Annotated in this window: 14 protein-coding genes and 4 tRNA genes; 5 read left to right on the forward strand and 13 right to left on the reverse strand. The window is 39.7% G+C overall.

The window, feature by feature from the left end:
• Positions 1-42: 42 nt before the first annotated feature.
• The 4 genes from NMU02_RS07310 to NMU02_RS07325 form a co-directional block, all read right to left on the reverse strand.
• The gene (locus NMU02_RS07310) at positions 43-375 is read right to left on the reverse strand and encodes a DNA-directed RNA polymerase subunit omega (protein WP_255027014.1); all 333 of its coding nucleotides are present in this window, start codon (positions 373-375) and stop codon (positions 43-45) included.
• Between the two features lie 12 nt (positions 376-387).
• Positions 388-1,194: an outer membrane protein assembly factor BamD gene (locus NMU02_RS07315; RefSeq protein WP_435522025.1), complete on the reverse strand. Its 807-nt coding sequence runs from the start codon at positions 1,192-1,194 to the stop codon at positions 388-390.
• A gap of 125 nt (positions 1,195-1,319) precedes the next feature.
• Complete coding sequence (locus NMU02_RS07320) at positions 1,320-1,745, reverse strand: ACT domain-containing protein (RefSeq protein WP_255027015.1); 426 nt, start codon at positions 1,743-1,745, stop codon at positions 1,320-1,322.
• A 58-nt stretch (positions 1,746-1,803) separates the two neighbouring features.
• Positions 1,804-3,105 (reverse strand): phenylacetate--CoA ligase family protein, encoded by a 1,302-nt coding sequence (locus tag NMU02_RS07325; protein ID WP_255027017.1) that lies wholly within the window; start codon positions 3,103-3,105, stop codon positions 1,804-1,806.
• A 243-nt stretch (positions 3,106-3,348) separates the two neighbouring features.
• On the opposite strand from NMU02_RS07325, the gene NMU02_RS07330 reads away from it, so the two are divergent.
• From NMU02_RS07330 to dpp5, 5 genes are read left to right on the forward strand one after another with little or no spacing between them, the layout of a single operon-like run.
• Positions 3,349-3,543, forward strand: a complete 195-nt coding sequence (locus NMU02_RS07330) for a PspC domain-containing protein (RefSeq protein ID WP_255027018.1) — start codon at positions 3,349-3,351, stop codon at positions 3,541-3,543.
• Between the two features lie 9 nt (positions 3,544-3,552).
• Complete coding sequence (gene uvrB / locus NMU02_RS07335; RefSeq protein WP_255027019.1) at positions 3,553-5,580, forward strand: excinuclease ABC subunit UvrB; 2,028 nt, start codon at positions 3,553-3,555, stop codon at positions 5,578-5,580.
• A gap of 9 nt (positions 5,581-5,589) precedes the next feature.
• Complete coding sequence (locus NMU02_RS07340; protein WP_255027021.1) at positions 5,590-7,257, forward strand: formate--tetrahydrofolate ligase; 1,668 nt, start codon at positions 5,590-5,592, stop codon at positions 7,255-7,257.
• A gap of 10 nt (positions 7,258-7,267) precedes the next feature.
• On the forward strand, positions 7,268-9,163 hold the full coding sequence (locus tag NMU02_RS07345; RefSeq protein ID WP_255027022.1) for a YgiQ family radical SAM protein: 1,896 nt from the start codon (positions 7,268-7,270) through the stop codon (positions 9,161-9,163).
• A gap of 14 nt (positions 9,164-9,177) precedes the next feature.
• On the forward strand, positions 9,178-11,286 hold the full coding sequence (gene dpp5 / locus NMU02_RS07350) for a dipeptidyl-peptidase Dpp5 (protein ID WP_435522026.1): 2,109 nt from the start codon (positions 9,178-9,180) through the stop codon (positions 11,284-11,286).
• A 108-nt stretch (positions 11,287-11,394) separates the two neighbouring features.
• Here the strand turns inward: dpp5 and NMU02_RS07355 are convergent.
• The 9 genes from NMU02_RS07355 to NMU02_RS07395 form a co-directional block, all read right to left on the reverse strand.
• Positions 11,395-11,479, reverse strand: a tRNA-Leu gene (locus NMU02_RS07355).
• A gap of 18 nt (positions 11,480-11,497) precedes the next feature.
• A tRNA-Leu gene (locus tag NMU02_RS07360) sits at positions 11,498-11,582 on the reverse strand.
• A 26-nt stretch (positions 11,583-11,608) separates the two neighbouring features.
• Positions 11,609-11,681, reverse strand: a tRNA-Gly gene (locus NMU02_RS07365).
• Between the two features lie 48 nt (positions 11,682-11,729).
• A tRNA-Gly gene (locus NMU02_RS07370) sits at positions 11,730-11,802 on the reverse strand.
• 135 nt (positions 11,803-11,937) lie between these two features.
• Positions 11,938-12,540 (reverse strand): GTP cyclohydrolase I FolE, encoded by a 603-nt coding sequence (gene folE, locus NMU02_RS07375; protein WP_255027023.1) that lies wholly within the window; start codon positions 12,538-12,540, stop codon positions 11,938-11,940.
• 11 nt (positions 12,541-12,551) lie between these two features.
• The gene (locus NMU02_RS07380; RefSeq protein WP_255027024.1) at positions 12,552-13,076 is read right to left on the reverse strand and encodes an SPOR domain-containing protein; all 525 of its coding nucleotides are present in this window, start codon (positions 13,074-13,076) and stop codon (positions 12,552-12,554) included.
• An 82-nt stretch (positions 13,077-13,158) separates the two neighbouring features.
• The gene (gene tpiA / locus NMU02_RS07385) at positions 13,159-13,914 is read right to left on the reverse strand and encodes a triose-phosphate isomerase (RefSeq protein WP_255027025.1); all 756 of its coding nucleotides are present in this window, start codon (positions 13,912-13,914) and stop codon (positions 13,159-13,161) included.
• Positions 13,915-13,943: 29 nt separating this feature from the next.
• Complete coding sequence (locus tag NMU02_RS07390; RefSeq protein WP_255027028.1) at positions 13,944-15,350, reverse strand: BT_3928 family protein; 1,407 nt, start codon at positions 15,348-15,350, stop codon at positions 13,944-13,946.
• The gene (locus NMU02_RS07395; RefSeq protein WP_255027030.1) at positions 15,340-15,882 is read right to left on the reverse strand and encodes a DUF1599 domain-containing protein; all 543 of its coding nucleotides are present in this window, start codon (positions 15,880-15,882) and stop codon (positions 15,340-15,342) included. Before NMU02_RS07395 ends, NMU02_RS07390 begins: the two co-directional genes overlap by 11 nt.
• Between the last annotated feature and the right edge of the window lie 128 nt (positions 15,883-16,010).

The raw sequence follows: 16,010 nt of genomic DNA on the forward strand, positions 1-16,010 counted from the left end.
ATGCAGCCTTTGAAAATATCATTACGAGAAAACAGACTATAATTAAAGATTTTCCTTTTCTTTTGCAGGATTCTTATGATATACCCGTCCCTCTATGTACTCTTGAGTTGCGATCAACGTCGGTTTAGGAAGTTTTTCATAATACCTCGAAATTTCGATCTGCTCACGATTTTCAAATACCTCTTCGAGGTTATCATTAAAAGAAGCGAACTCCTGTAATTTTTTCTCGAGATCAGCTTTCATTTCGACAGCTATTTGATTAGCTCTCTTACCGATAATTGCCACCGTTTCGTATACATTGCCCGTATCACTGGACAAAGCCATCATATCACGTGTTACGGTGTTAGTTGGCGCATTGGTCTTTTTGTAATCCATTATTATATTCGATTAATCTTTAACATATTTATTCGCTACACTGAATATCTTCTTCGCCTCCTTCATATTGGGAGAGTCGGGATAATCATTTACAAAACCGTAATATTCATCTATTACTTCTCTAAAACGATCTTCCTTCTTTGCATCGATACTATGCAGGGCCTCTTCGTATTTCGATTTTAAAATCAGAAAAGAGAAATCCTGACTATATTTCGAGTACGGATAATCCTTGAGAGCATTCTGAGCCGTTATAACGGCAGCCTCATAATTGTTTTTCCCCATCAGGAATCCCAAATTATAATATAGCTGTACACTATAAAGTTCTTTTTCGGCCAGTTTCTCCTGAAGTTCTATGATTATATCCTGTGCTTCTTTTGCTTTTTCACTATTGGGATAGTATTCGAGAAACATCTGTAATTCATCGATCGCTTTATAAGTCCCCGATTGATCGAGACGAGCCTCGGGAGAATCGAGATAATAACCGTAGCCGGCATAAAAACGAGCCAACTCGGCATATTGCCCTCTCGGATAACTTTTATAGTATGTAGTAAAATATTCTCCAGAAGTAACATAATCTTTAGCTAAGAAATAACTGCGTGCCAAAAGATACAACGATTCTTCTGCTTTATCGGTTCCTTTAAAAGGTGTAACCAAATCAGATAATAAGGTATATGCTCTCGAATACTTTTTCTGGTCGAAATATTTTTTTGCGTATTCGTATTTCAGATCATTATCTGTACTTTTGAGTATTTTATTATACTCTCCGCACGATGTAATGCACAGAACCAGAACCAGTAAATACAGAGTTTTTTTCATCATATGCTTTAATAATTGTGCAAATGTAGGAAATACGTTTGAATAACAAAAACAAAAAAATGAATTTTAACGGAATTACGGCTCTCACCTTGCACAACATTAACAATACGGTTTTTCACCGTCGCTTTTCATAACCGATATAATTGATGTGCAGCCATTAATTCGAGACTATGGCTATGCAACACTTCTATACAATTTTCAATATTATTAGGCCGTATAACGATGTGTGCCACATCTCCCGACGCAAATGCGTACATATACTCGATAAAAACACCTGCCTCAGAAAGGTATCCCAATGCTTTAGAAAGGGCACCCGGAGTATTCGGACAATTCAGGCAAACCACATCGGTAAGGGTTACGGCAAAATGATTTTCCTTTAATATCTTATACGCTTTATCAGGATCGGATACGATAACCCTCAAAATACCGAATTCAGCATTTTCAGCCATACTGAACGCCGATAAATTTATACCCGCCTCACCAAGCACCGTAGTCACTTCATTTATACGCCCCGCCTTATTTTCGAGGAATACCGATAACTGTTTTATAATCATATCTGTATATTTTTAATAAGACATATTTATATCATGGCTCATCAACCGGAAGAACGCTTTATTCCATCTTACGATTGTCGATAACCCGTTTCGACTTACCCTCACTCCGAGCCAAACTACGCGGTTCTACCAGCTTTATCGTAGCAGCCAAACCCAATACGCTTTGTAAACGGTGGCCGATTTTCTTTTTTAATTCCATCATTTGGCTTATCTCATCAGAATAATAATTTTCCCGTACTTCTACCTGCACCTCTAACGTATCGAGGTTATTTTTACGGTCTACGACTAACATATAATGAGGCTCGAATTCCTCTAATTCGAGAATTACACTTTCAACTTGAGAAGGGAATACATTCACACCGCGTATTATTAGCATGTCGTCACTTCGACCTTTGATACGAGTCATTCGCACAGTTGTCCGACCGCATTCGCATTTATCATAGATCAAAGAACAAAGATCTTTTGTTCGATATCTCAATAAAGGCAAACCTTCCTTTGTAATCGTTGTAAAAACCAATTCTCCCTGTTGACCGGGGGCTACAGGATCGAAAGTATCAGGATCGATTATCTCGGGATAAAAATGGTCTTCACTGATATGGGCACCATTCTGGCATTCACATTCATGTGAAACTCCAGGCCCCATCACTTCACTTAAGCCATATATATCGTATGCTTTAATTCCGAGTTTTGTCTCTATTTCTTTTCGCATATTTTCGGTCCAGGGTTCTGCACCGAACATACCTACACGCAGCTTAAACTCTTCTCTCGGTATACCCGAATCCCGTATTGCATCAGCCAAATATAAAGCATACGAAGGGGTACAGGCTATAGCTGTAGGGCCAAAATCATGCATCAATTGTATCTGCTTCGCCGTATTACCACTCGACATCGGAATCACAGTCGCTCCCAGATTCTCAACTCCATAATGAAGTCCCAAACCGCCTGTAAATAAACCATATCCATACGAAACATGAAATATATCATTCTTATCGGTACCATAAGCCGAAAGACACCTTGCCACTGCTTCGGCCCAAGTTACAAGATCTTGCCGAGTATAACCGACTACTGTCGGTCTTCCTGTCGTCCCAGAAGATGCATGCAAACGAACGATTTCTGACATAGGGACTGCAAATAACCCAAAAGGATAATTATCCCGTAAATCCTGTTTTGTAGTAAATGGGAGTTTAACGATATCGTCGATACTATTTATGTCGTTGGGAGTCAATCCGACTTCCTGCATTTTTTTTCGATAAAAAGGAGTATTATGATATACACGTTCAACGGTCTTTTTCAGTCTTATTCCTTGCAATTTACGCATGTCGTCACGCTTCATGCACTCCATCGTTTCATTCCAGATCATGGTATTCTCTATTCCTGTTTATTTTATGATTTAAATTCCTATTTTGCACAAAGGAAATAAAAAAAGGCCGTATTACCGGCATTTAGCCATCAAAAAGTTATAATATATAAGGAAAATGATATAAAAAATACTAATCTACAAAATCTGATTTTTATCTTTTTCCCTTTCTTCTTAAATCACTTAAAAAAGAACTCCGGTATCTTCTTTTTTTAGTATATTCGCATTTAAATAAATAGAAAAATTATGAGCGAAAAAAAATTAACCCGATCGTCGAATAGGATGATAGCCGGTATTTGCGGCGGCATTGCCGAATACCTCAATGTAGACCCGACTGTAGTACGGTTGGTTACTATACTGATTGCTTTTATTACCGGTATCATTCCGTTAACATTAACTTACATCATCTCCATTTTTATTATTCCCGACTCCAAACGCTGATTGTCACGAATGGAATTTAAGATCGTATCACCATACAAACCTACCGGAGACCAGCCTGAAGCCATAGAAGAACTCAGCCGGGGCATAAATGACGGTATTCCGTACCAAACCCTACTCGGTGTTACGGGTTCGGGGAAGACATTTACGATGGCCAATGTGATCGAGAAAGTACAAAAACCGACCTTGATATTAAGCCACAACAAAACCTTAGCAGCACAACTTTACGGAGAATTTAAAAATTTCTTTCCAGATAATGCTGTCGAGTATTTCGTCTCGTATTACGATTATTATCAGCCTGAGGCATACATTCCTACGACCGATACTTATATCGAAAAAGACCTTGCTATTAATGACGAAATAGAAAAACTACGTCTTTCCACTACGTCTTCGTTACTTTCGGGAAGAAAAGATGTCGTTGTAGTATCTTCAGTATCGTGTCTGTACGGTATCGGAAATCCAGAAGATTTTCACAGCAACGTCATAGAATTGAAAACAGGCATGAGCATAGAACGTAATCGGTTTCTCAGGATGTTGGTAGATAGTCTCTACTCTCGCAATGAAATACAACTCGACCGGGGTAATTTTAGAGTAAAAGGCGATACGGTAGATATATTTCTCGCCTATGCCGATACGATTATCCGGGTCATATTCTGGGGAGAAGAAATCGAATCGATCGAAAGTGTAGACCCGATAAGCGGTCATACTCTTTCGATATTTAACGAATATAAAATATATCCGGCAAATCTTTTCGTAACGACTAAAGAACGTATCGACAGAGCTATCGGTGAAATCGAGATCGATTTGGGGAAACAGGTAGAATATTTTAATTCTATCGGTAAACAACTCGAAGCAAAACGGTTACAGGAAAGAGTCACTTATGACCTCGAAATGATACGGGAAGTAGGGCATTGCTCGGGAATAGAAAATTATTCCCGCTATTTCGACGGAAGATTAGCCGGCACACGCCCCTTTTGCCTAATGGATTATTTTCCGAAAGATTTTCTTGTCATCATTGACGAAAGCCATGTAACGATTCCTCAGATACGAGCTATGTACGGAGGGGATTTCTCCCGAAAATCGAATCTCGTAGAATATGGTTTCAGGTTGCCGGCAGCAATAGATAATCGACCTCTGAAGTTTCCCGAATTCGAAGAAATGGCCCGACAAGTCATTTACGTAAGCGCAACACCAGCTGATTATGAACTCGAAAAGAGCGAAGGGATTATCGTAGAACAGGTGATACGCCCCACCGGATTACTCGATCCGGTAATAGAAGTTCGCCCCAGCTTAAATCAGATTGACGATTTACTGGAGGAAATACAATTACGTATCGAAAAAGACGAAAGAGTATTGGTCACCACTCTCACCAAACGAATGGCAGAAGAATTAAACACCTATCTTTTGCGTCTCGATATACGTTGCAACTACATCCATTCTGATGTAGATACTCTCGAACGAATAAAGATAATAGACGAATTACGAAACGGATTTTATGACGTTTTAGTGGGGGTAAACCTATTACGCGAAGGGCTCGATCTTCCCGAAGTTTCCCTCGTTGCCATTCTCGATGCTGATAAAGAGGGATTTTTGCGTTCGCACAGGTCCCTTACCCAAACAGCGGGACGTGCCGCCCGTAACCTTAATGGAATGGTTATCATGTATGCCGATAAAATAACAGAAAGCATGCAGAAAACAATCGACGAAACAAATCGCAGAAGAGAAAAACAATTAGCCTATAACGAAACTCATCATATTATACCACAGGCAATACAAAAAGCCAAAACCTCGGTTTTAAACCGGGAAACAGGTGAATCGATTTCCGAAAACAAAGCTCTATACACCGATGATTTCAATCCCGACATCAGCATTGCTGCTGATCCCGTGATTCAGTATATGACACAAGAACAATTGAGGAAAACGATTGAGAAAACCCGAAAAGCGATGGTTGATGCAGCAAAAAAAATGGAATTTATCGAAGCTGCTCGCCTTCGTGACGAACTGGTCATTCTCGAAGAAAGATTTGCCGCAAAAAATTAAAGTAAAATTATGAAAACTGACATTGAAATCGCCCGCGAGACTAAGCTCAGCAAAATTAAAAAGGTCGCTTTATCTGTAGGAATCTCAGAAGACGACGTAATCAATTACGGAAAATATATTGCAAAAGTCCCTACCGAGCTAATCGATGAAAATAAAGTAAAAAAAAATCATCTCATACTGGTTACGTCAATTTCTCCTACACGGAAAGGAATTGGGAAAACAACTGTAAGTATCGGCTTAGCTCTTGGGTTGAATAAAATCGGTAAAAAAGCGATTGTAGCATTACGAGAGCCTTCTTTAGGTCCCTGTTTCGGTGTAAAGGGGGGGGCTGCAGGAGGAGGGTATGCACAAGTACTTCCCATGGAAGATATCAACCTGCATTTTACAGGAGATTTTCATGCGATTACTTCTGCACATAATATGATAGCAGCTTTACTCGACAATTACCTTTATCAAAACCGGGAACAAGGTCATATTCTTAAAAACATTGTCTGGAGACGTGTGCTCGATGTAAACGATCGTTCCCTTCGTCAAATCATAACCGGATTGGGAGGTAATTCAAACGGGATTCCTGCCGAGGCCGGTTTCGATATTACACCAGCCTCTGAACTAATGGCCATCCTTTGTTTAGCAAAAGATCTGAATGATCTACGTCGCAGAATCGACAATATAATATTAGGATATCGTTTCGATGATACCCCTTTCACTGTTAAAGAGCTGGGAACAGGCGGTTCTATTGTCGCACTATTAAAGAACGCAATAAACCCCAATCTGGTACAAACAACCGAAAATACAGCTGCTTTTGTGCATGGAGGTCCATTCGCTAACATCGCTCATGGCTGTAATTCGATAAATGCTACGAAAATGGCTCTTACATTCGGTGAATATGTTATTACTGAAGCCGGTTTTGGAGCTGACCTCGGAGCCGAAAAATTCTTTAATATAAAATGCCGTCAATCAGGCCTAAATCCCGATCTTACAGTAGTTGTAGCAACCCTACAAGGATTAAAACTCCACGGAGAAGTTCCCGACAAAGAAATTGAAATGCCTAACACCGAAGGTGTAAAACGAGGATTAGGTAACTTGAAAAAACACCTGAAAAATCTTCAATCTTTCGGGCAAACTTTATTAGTGGCTATAAATCGTTTTGCAAATGATACCGAAGAAGAACTCGAAATAATAAAAGATTTTTGTCGAAAAGAAAATGTGCATTTTGCTGTGAACAACGCTTTTGCCAAAGGCGGTGAAGGAGCCCGTAAACTGGCAGAAGAAGCTGTGAAATGCATCGAAAACAATCCCTCGGAGATACTGCAGTTTACCTATACTAACGAAGATGCTCCAAAAATAAAAATAGAAAAAATCGCTCGTAACATATACGGAGCGGGTGAAGTCATCTTTAGTGATAAGGCCAAGAAAAAGCTGGCACTTGTCGAGAAACTCGGACTGACTCACTATCCTATTTGTATCGCAAAAACACAATTTTCATTTACCAACGACCCTAAAAAAACAGGTTTAGAAGAAAATTTCGACTTTGTTATCAATGACATTATCATTAATAACGGAGCCGAATTTCTTGTCGCAATGGGAGGTGATATCATGAGAATGCCGGGATTACCCAAAAATCCTTCGGCAAACCACATCGATGTGGTAAACGGCGAAATTACCGGTCTGAGCTAATAAACGACAAATGAGAGAATACAAATTACAGGATTGGCTACCAACAACTAAAAAAGAGATCGAACTACGCGGGTGGGACCGACCCGATGTAATTCTGTTTTCAGGAGACGCTTACATCGACCACCCTTCTTTCGGATCTGCGGTTATCGGGCGTGTACTCGAAGCCCAAGGGTTACGCGTCGCAATCGTGCCACAACCTAATTGGCGCGATGATTTACGTGACTTCCGAAAGTTGGGAGAACCCCGTCTTTTTTTTGGAATTTCAGCCGGCGCTATGGATTCCATGGTCAACCATTATACTGCGAACAAAAGACTACGTTCCGACGATGCTTATACCCCAGATGGTCGCCCCGGCATGCGACCCGATTACCCGACTATCGTTTATAGCCAGATTCTGAAAAAAATATATCCTCATATACCTGTTGTTATCGGTGGTATAGAGGCCTCATTACGAAGACTTACCCATTATGATTATTGGGAAGACCGTCTGCGGCCAGGCATACTCACAGAAAGCGGAGCGGACATGCTAATTTACGGCATGGGAGAAAAACCGATAAAAGAACTGATAAACCGATTACAAAAAGGAGATCAATTCCACTCAATTACAGATGTAAAACAGACTGTCGTATTAACAGAAAAAGACCGAATACCGAAAGAAAAAGAATCGGACACGGACGTATTACTGGCTTCACACGAAGAATGCCTAAAAAATAAACGTCTGCAATCGGAAAATTTCAAATATATTGAGGAAGAATCTAATAAATACGAAGCACGCCGACTTTGGCAAGTATGCGGAAATAAAGTATTACTGGTTAATCCACCTTTTCCACCTATGGACGAAACGGAAATCGATGCCTCATTCGATTTACCGTACACTCGCTTACCTCATCCCAGATATAAAGGCAAAACTATCCCGGCTTACGAAATGATTAAATTTTCGGTAAATTTACACCGAGGTTGTTTCGGGGGATGTGCATTTTGTACAATTTCCGCACATCAAGGGAAATTTATTGCTTCACGTTCGAAAAGGTCGATTCTTAACGAGGTAAAACAAATTATCGAAATGCCCGACTTTAAAGGCTATCTAAGCGATTTAGGTGGACCATCGGCCAACATGTACAAAATGAAAGGACATAACACTGATATTTGCCGTAAATGCAAACGGCCGTCCTGCATTCATCCCGCAATCTGTTCCAATCTCGATAACGACCACCGTCCCTTACTCGATATATACCGATCGGTTGATTCGATAAAAGGCATTAAAAAATCATTTATCGGCAGTGGTGTACGGTATGACTTACTACAACATCGGAATAAAGATGAAAATATAAACAATGCCAGTAGCCAATATACACGAGAATTGATATGCAACCATGTTTCGGGACGACTTAAAGTAGCTCCAGAACATACATCAGATAATGTTTTATCGGTAATGCGGAAACCCTCTTTCAAACAATTCGAATCGTTTAAAAAGACTTTTGACCGAATAAATAACGAAAATGGACTACGCCAACAACTGATTCCCTATTTTATTTCGAGTCACCCCGGCTGCCAAGAAGAAGATATGGCTGAGCTGGCGGCCATTACTAAAAATATGAATTTTCACCTCGAACAAGTTCAAGATTTCACACCGACTCCCATGACACTGGCAACCGAAATTTATTATAGCGGATATCACCCTTATACCGGAGAAAAACTATACACAGCCCATACGCGTGATGAAAAACTGAAACAAAGACAATTTTTCTTTTGGTACAAACCCGAATCAAGAAAAGAAATACAGAAAATCTTGTCGAATATGGGTCGACGAGACTTACTTCAATGTCTGTACGGGAATGCTCATCCGATAAAAGATTTTGTACCTGATAATCCTAAAAGCAAGAAAAAAAGGACACATAAATCATAATTTATCATACCAGAATGAAACAATTAATAAACAAATGTATTATGGCCGGAGTTATTGCATTGTCTGCCTGCCAGACACCCGGAAAAGGAACCGATGAGATAATCGGGAAAAATAATCCCGAAATTATAAACGGACTCATGACTCCCGAAGTCTTAATGAGCTTCGGACGAGTGAGCGGTGCAGAATTATCTCCCGACAAGCAGAAAATACTTTTCGGTGTTACGTACGTAAGTGTTCCCGAAAACAAAAGCAATCGTGAATTATTTGTTATGAATGTCGATGGAAGCGACAAACAACAAATCACGCACACATCAAAATCGGAACAAAATGCCGTATGGTTGAATGGAGGAGAACAAATTGCATTTCTGACATCGGAAAGCGGAAGCTCTCAAATCTGGATTATGAACGCCGATGGAAGTAATCGCAAACAAATAACCGATATGGGAAAAGGGATCGACGGGTTCTCTGTATCTCCAGATGGCAAAAAGATCGTATTTATACAAAATGTCAAATATGGCAAAAGATCTGTAGATGTTTATCCCGATCTTCCCAAAGCAACAGGACGTATCATCGACGATCTGATGTATAAACACTGGGATGAATGGGTAGAAGAAATTCCACATCCTTTCATAGCCGATTTCAATGGAAAAGAAATTATGAATATTTCGGATATTCTCGAGGGACAACCTTATGAAGCCCCGATGAAACCTTTCGGAGGAATAGAAGATTTCGCCTGGACAAGCGATAGCAAAAAAATAGCATATACTTGTCGTAAAAAAACCGGAAAAGCTTATGCATTATCTACAAATTCCGATATTTATTTATACGACATCGAATCTAAAACCGATAAAAATCTTACCGAAGGAATGATGGGATACGATACTAATCCGAGGATATCTCCCGATGGCCGCTATATGGCATGGATGAGTATGGAACGCGATGGATACGAATCAGATAAAAACCGGCTGTTTGTAATGAATCTTACTACGGGAGAAAAACAATATCTCACCGATAAATTCGATTATAGTCTCGATGTATTACAATGGGGAACAGATAATAATACCCTGTTTTTTATCTGTGCTTATAAAGGAACCGAACAAATCTTCCGTATCGACCGTATAACAAAACAAATTACCCTTGTTACCGAGGGTGATTATGACTATGCCTCTATTTGTCCGGTTTCAAATGATCTCCTGATTACCCAGCGCCACTCTTTATCGATGCCTGACGAAATTTATTCGATAAATATTCCCGAAAAAAAAGTCAGTGAATTATCATTCGAGAATAAAGAGATTCTTGAAAAGCTGAATATGGGTAAAGTAGAAGGAAGATGGATAGGAACAACCGATAACAAAAAAATGCTTACCTGGATCGTTTACCCACCTCATTTCGATCCTAATAAAAAATATCCTACTTTGCTTTATTGCCAAGGAGGACCTCAAAGTCCCGTAACTCAATTTTGGTCGTACCGATGGAACCTGCAAATTATGGCAGCTAACGGATATATCGTAGTAGCTCCCAATCGTAGAGGATTATATGGATTCGGACAGGAATGGCTCGAACAAATCAGCGGTGATTACGGAGGACAATGCATGCTCGATTATTTCTCGGCCATAGATACCGTAAAACAAGAACGTTACGTAGATGCCGACCACCTGGGAGCCGTCGGAGCCAGTTTCGGCGGATATTCGGTTTACTGGCTGGCAGGACATCATAATAAAAGATTTAAAGCTTTTATCGCCCACGCCGGAATTTTCAATACCGAACAACAATACGTAGAAACGGAAGAAATGTGGTTTGCCAACTGGGATTTAGGAGGTCCGTTTTGGGACAAAAATAATCCCGTCGCTCAACGCTCATATGCCAATTCGCCACATAAATTCGTCGATAAATGGGATACTCCTATTCTGGTTAGCCATGGCGAACGCGATTACCGTATACTCGCATCTCAAGGTATGGCTGCGTATGATGCCGCTATGCTACGCGGTATTCCGGCCGAGCTGCTCATCTTCCCAGACGAAAACCATTGGGTCGCCCAACCTCAAAATGCAGTTTTATGGCAACGTGTATTTTTCCGTTGGCTCGATCATTGGCTAAAACCAGAATCTACCAATAAAAAATAACCCGATGATCTTATAAAAAAACACCTGTTACTATTATAAAACAGGTGTTTCTTTAACAAAATTATATTAAAAAGGGGACTGTAATATCTTACAGTCCCCTTTTAGTTGTGTCCGGGATGAGATTCGAACTCACACGATCGTAATGATCACTACCCCCTCAAAGTAGCGTGTCTACCAATTTCACCACCCGGACATCTTTGTTTTTGAAGCGTGCCCAAAACAGGACTCGAACCTGCACGTTCGTAATGAACACTAGTCCCTGAAACTAGCGCGTCTACCAATTCCGCCATTTGGGCCCATCTATCCAAAATAGATATCGTAGAGCGAAAGACGGGACTCGAACCCGCGACCCTAACCTTGGCAAGGTTATGCTCTACCAACTGAGCTACTTTCGCATTTCACAGTACGTTACAAAATAAAACCCCTCCTCTGAAAAAGTTTTGAGCGAAAGACGGGACTCGAACCCGCGACCCTAACCTTGGCAAGGTTATGCTCTACCAACTGAGCTACTTTCGCATTTGCGAGTGCAAATATAAACCGATATTTTGAGTTGTGCAAATGCTTTACCTAATTTTTTTCACCTTTGCAAACCATTGTTTTCTTATGTTTTGGCTGTTAATAATTTAACAGAACAAAATTTTTACAGCCCCCTTATAAAGAACCTTTTTTTATCAGAGAAATAAATTCTTCCCGCGTTTTAAGATCCCTAAATGCTCCGGTAAAATCAGACGTCGTAGTTGTAGAATGCTGTTTTTCGACACCACGCATCTGCATACACATATGTTGAGCTTCGATTACAACCATAACTCCAAGCGGATTTAAGGTTTGCTGTAAACATTCTTTAATTTGCAACGTCATACGTTCCTGCACCTGAAGACGACGGGCATAAACTTCGACAATACGTGCAATCTTACTTAATCCTGTAATATATTTATCGGGAATATAGGCAACATGAGCTTTCCCGAAAAAAGGCAACATATGATGTTCACACAAAGAATAAAAATCGATATCTTTCACAATAACCATCTGACGGTAATCTTCGCGAAACATTGCCGAAGAAATAATCTGCTGAGGAGATTGCTCATACCCTTTAGTCAAAAACTGCATCGCTTTCGCTACTCGTTCGGGAGTTTTAATCAGCCCTTCACGATCGACATCTTCTCCCAAAAGCGATAATATACATTTATAATGATAAGCCAATTGTTCCCGTATTTTCAATTTCTCGGGAGTGAGACTATCATTGCTTTCTTCCATAACGTTATATTTTAATCAAGAGGTTCATACTGTGGAATACGTACAGTTTCTCGTACAATACGCATCTCTTTTGCAAACTCAGGAAATGCAGTTTTTAGATCCCGCATCCTCGCATTCGCTTCTTCAAATGTTCTGAAATCTCCAACCCGCAAACGCCAAAAAGGAGAAGTATAAGTCACATATGTCTCTATATCAGGAACCGAACTACGAATAAGACTTGCTTTACGAGTTGCTTCATCTTTTGATTTACGCTGGTTGTTATCTGAAAATACTTGAATACGATAACCACTTACTGTTACATAAGACGAAGGTAAACCATTCTCCCCCACAAATGTTCCCGAAGACTTAAACGCAGTAGCGTTACGGCTGAGTTTACTTGCCAGACGCGCATCCTGAAAAATGCGTACCCTCCCCTCTTCTCCTATTCGGGTAAGATGTTGCACGATAGACGTATCGGCAACTGCTGTTTGCATCGAAAATACGGATGGGATAAATAATCCGCAAAATATCGGAATTAAAAATACGGCCTTTTTCATTATTCGCTCATATTAATCAGTAAGGCTGCAAAAATAAGAAAACTCTCTTACTTTTGCAGCCTTTTATCTTTATTTTAATTCATTAAAATGCATCGATGATAGCAGTGAAAGTATCTACTTTCAGTGATGCACCGCCAATGAGACCGCCGTCAACATCGGTATTCGAGAATAATTCTTTAGCATTTGAAGGATTGCAACTTCCACCATAAAGTATAGAGCAGTTATCCGCAACTTCTTTACCGTATTTATCAGCAAGTGTTTTACGAATAAACGCATGCATTTCCTGAGCTTGTTCGGCCGTAGCTGTTTTGCCGGTACCGATTGCCCAAACAGGCTCGTATGCAAGAATAATTTTACCGAAATCTTCAGCTGAAAGATCGAATAAAGAATGCTCGATTTGTGATTTTACAACCTCAAAATGTTTTCCGGATTCTCTTTCTTCCAAAACCTCACCAATACAAAAAATAGGAGTAAGACCATTTGCTAAAGCCAATTTTACTTTCTCTTTCAGTATTTCGGGAGTTTCATGATAATAAGCCCGACGTTCCGAATGACCTAATATCACATATTTTGCACCTGTAGAAGCAACCATTTCGGCAGAAACTTCTCCGGTATAAGCCCCTGATGCCTTATCGGCACAGTTTTCAGCGGCTACACCTATTTTTTTCGTATCTATAGCTTCTACGACACTGGCAAGATGAATAAACGGAGTACCGATAATCACATCACAATTGGGATTTTTCCCGGCCAAAGCTTTATCGATTCCTTTTGCCAATTCAAGACCTTCCTGAAGTGTCTTGTTCATTTTCCAGTTTCCTGCAACAATGTTCTTTCTCATAATTAATATTATATGTGTTATAAAAATAGTTATTTATCGTTTTGTTCACCCGTACGCAAGCTGTCATCCTCAGATTCTAATTTCCGGAATGCTTTCTTGGCTTCTCTCCGTGCCCGTCTTCGTGCCCGCCAATTTTTTAAATTAATAATAATCGCCGCAACCGTTTTTTCAGTCAGCAATAACAATAACATAGGAACCAAAAAAGCCAATGAAATATACCAAATACGTAATTCGGCATTATAAGTTCTCTGTTTTCCCCACACCAATTCATTTAACGGTGCAGTAAGATCCGACTCATCCGGTAATTCCGTTTCACTAAGTTTCCAATATATAGTACCGTCCTTCAACAACAGCATTCCGGGATTTGCCCTTATAATGGTTTTTATAGCGATTTCATCCATATAAAGGAACGGATATTCGGCTCCGGTATCATCTTGCCAGCGTTTTATATCTTTCATCGAAGATGAAGTTACACAATAAAAACCGTATCCATGAGCCTGCGCATAATCATATATATCGTTAATTCGATCTATTTCACTATCATCCGCCTTATTAATATCAGCAGAAAACATTAGAAAAACATAATTCGTATCGGCCAGAATATCGGTTGTCATATCTCCTTCGGGCGACGATATATTAAAATCTTTAATTTTCGGTTCTAAATTTTCAACCGATACTTTTTCCACACGGTCAACAAATGTCCAAGTCGAGTCATCGGAAGGATAATCATCAATCGAAAATTCTTTTTTTATTCCATCTTTCTCATATATAAAAACGAAATTATCTTCACCTGTATGAGACTTACCTGCCGTCACCATTTCTTTCGGAATATTCACACCATTTTTATAAGGCCTGAAATCGAGTAACGGCAACCGATTATAACCGACCCAAGTTACCGACAAAACAAATGCAAGAATGAATATAACGGTTACCCATTGTACCGGTTTATTGTATATACCACGTACCCGCTCATTGAAACGGAATAAAAATACCGATAACAAGAGTAGAACGATATTTTTAAAAAAAGTCTCCCAGTTCGTTATCACTAAAGCATCTCCGAAACATCCGCAATCGCTTACCGGATTCTTTATGGCAAGATAAAGGGTAAACGGTGTCATAAATGACATAACAAGTAATATCAACCACGAGGTAAGTTTACGATAAGAACCCAGGAACATATTTACTCCAAGCAAAAATTCGAAAGCAGCCAGTACGACAGCGAATAAAAGTGCGAGTGGAGCCAAAAACTCCCATCCGAAAGCCGAAAAATAATCCTCGAATTTATAAACCGTTCCCATCGGATCGATGGCCTTCACAAACCCGGAAAAGACAAACGTAGCACCTACCGTCATCCTTGCCAAGACAATAAGTAACGTAAGCCACCATTTATTATTTTTATCCGTCGTTTTAACGGTCTGTTCGGTTTTATTCTCCATATTCGATTTTAATCAATCCGAAAAGCGAATAGTTTATCATATCCATATAATTGGCATCGATGCCCTCTGAAACAATGGTTTTACCTTGATTATTCTCAATTTGTTTGGTCCGGTAAATTTTCATTAAAATGAGATCGGTATAAGAACTGATACGCATACTGCGCCATGCCTCGTCATAATCATGGTTTTTGGCATACATCAATTCTTTTGTAATCGTCATATATTTATCATACAGATCGAGAGCTTCTTCTATCGTAATATCCTCACAATCGGAATATCCTTTTTCAAGCTGTATAAGACCTATAATGCCATAATTAACGATAGCAATAAATTCGGAACGTATTCCTTCATCTATTTTCGATTCACCTTTGGTCTCAAGACATCTTATCCGATTAGTTTTTATAAATATCTGATCTGTAACCGATCTCGGACGCATAATACGCCACGAAGGCCCATAATCTTGCAATTTTTTAGCATACAAGTCGCGACAAAGGCCTATAACATGCTCGAATTGTGTAACGGTATCTGGCATAGGTTTTATTTTTTACTGTCGCAAAGTTACAAAATATAGTGAAGAAAACCGATAATCGGAGAAGCAAAAAGATTATGTTGTACCTATATAAAAAAATTGTCGGCCACAGAATATATATCCTGTGGCCG

The sequence above is a fragment of the Coprobacter tertius genome (genome assembly GCF_024330105.1).
Lineage (GTDB): Bacteria > Bacteroidota > Bacteroidia > Bacteroidales > Coprobacteraceae > Coprobacter > Coprobacter tertius.

Excerpts from the sequence above, each read along its gene's own strand:
- NMU02_RS07310 (WP_255027014.1), bottom strand. The coding sequence starts at position 375 with ATGGATTACAAAAAGACCAATGCGCCAACTAACACCGTAACACGTGAT.
- NMU02_RS07315 (WP_435522025.1), bottom strand. The coding sequence starts at position 1,194 with ATGATGAAAAAAACTCTGTATTTACTGGTTCTGGTTCTGTGCATTACA.
- NMU02_RS07320 (WP_255027015.1), bottom strand. The coding sequence starts at position 1,745 with ATGATTATAAAACAGTTATCGGTATTCCTCGAAAATAAGGCGGGGCGT.
- NMU02_RS07325 (WP_255027017.1), bottom strand. The coding sequence starts at position 3,105 with ATGATCTGGAATGAAACGATGGAGTGCATGAAGCGTGACGACATGCGT.
- NMU02_RS07330 (WP_255027018.1), top strand. The coding sequence starts at position 3,349 with ATGAGCGAAAAAAAATTAACCCGATCGTCGAATAGGATGATAGCCGGT.
- uvrB (WP_255027019.1), top strand. The coding sequence starts at position 3,553 with ATGGAATTTAAGATCGTATCACCATACAAACCTACCGGAGACCAGCCT.
- NMU02_RS07340 (WP_255027021.1), top strand. The coding sequence starts at position 5,590 with ATGAAAACTGACATTGAAATCGCCCGCGAGACTAAGCTCAGCAAAATT.
- NMU02_RS07345 (WP_255027022.1), top strand. The coding sequence starts at position 7,268 with ATGAGAGAATACAAATTACAGGATTGGCTACCAACAACTAAAAAAGAG.
- dpp5 (WP_435522026.1), top strand. The coding sequence starts at position 9,178 with ATGAAACAATTAATAAACAAATGTATTATGGCCGGAGTTATTGCATTG.
- folE (WP_255027023.1), bottom strand. The coding sequence starts at position 12,540 with ATGGAAGAAAGCAATGATAGTCTCACTCCCGAGAAATTGAAAATACGG.
- NMU02_RS07380 (WP_255027024.1), bottom strand. The coding sequence starts at position 13,076 with ATGAAAAAGGCCGTATTTTTAATTCCGATATTTTGCGGATTATTTATC.
- tpiA (WP_255027025.1), bottom strand. The coding sequence starts at position 13,914 with ATGAGAAAGAACATTGTTGCAGGAAACTGGAAAATGAACAAGACACTT.
- NMU02_RS07390 (WP_255027028.1), bottom strand. The coding sequence starts at position 15,350 with ATGGAGAATAAAACCGAACAGACCGTTAAAACGACGGATAAAAATAAT.
- NMU02_RS07395 (WP_255027030.1), bottom strand. The coding sequence starts at position 15,882 with ATGCCAGATACCGTTACACAATTCGAGCATGTTATAGGCCTTTGTCGC.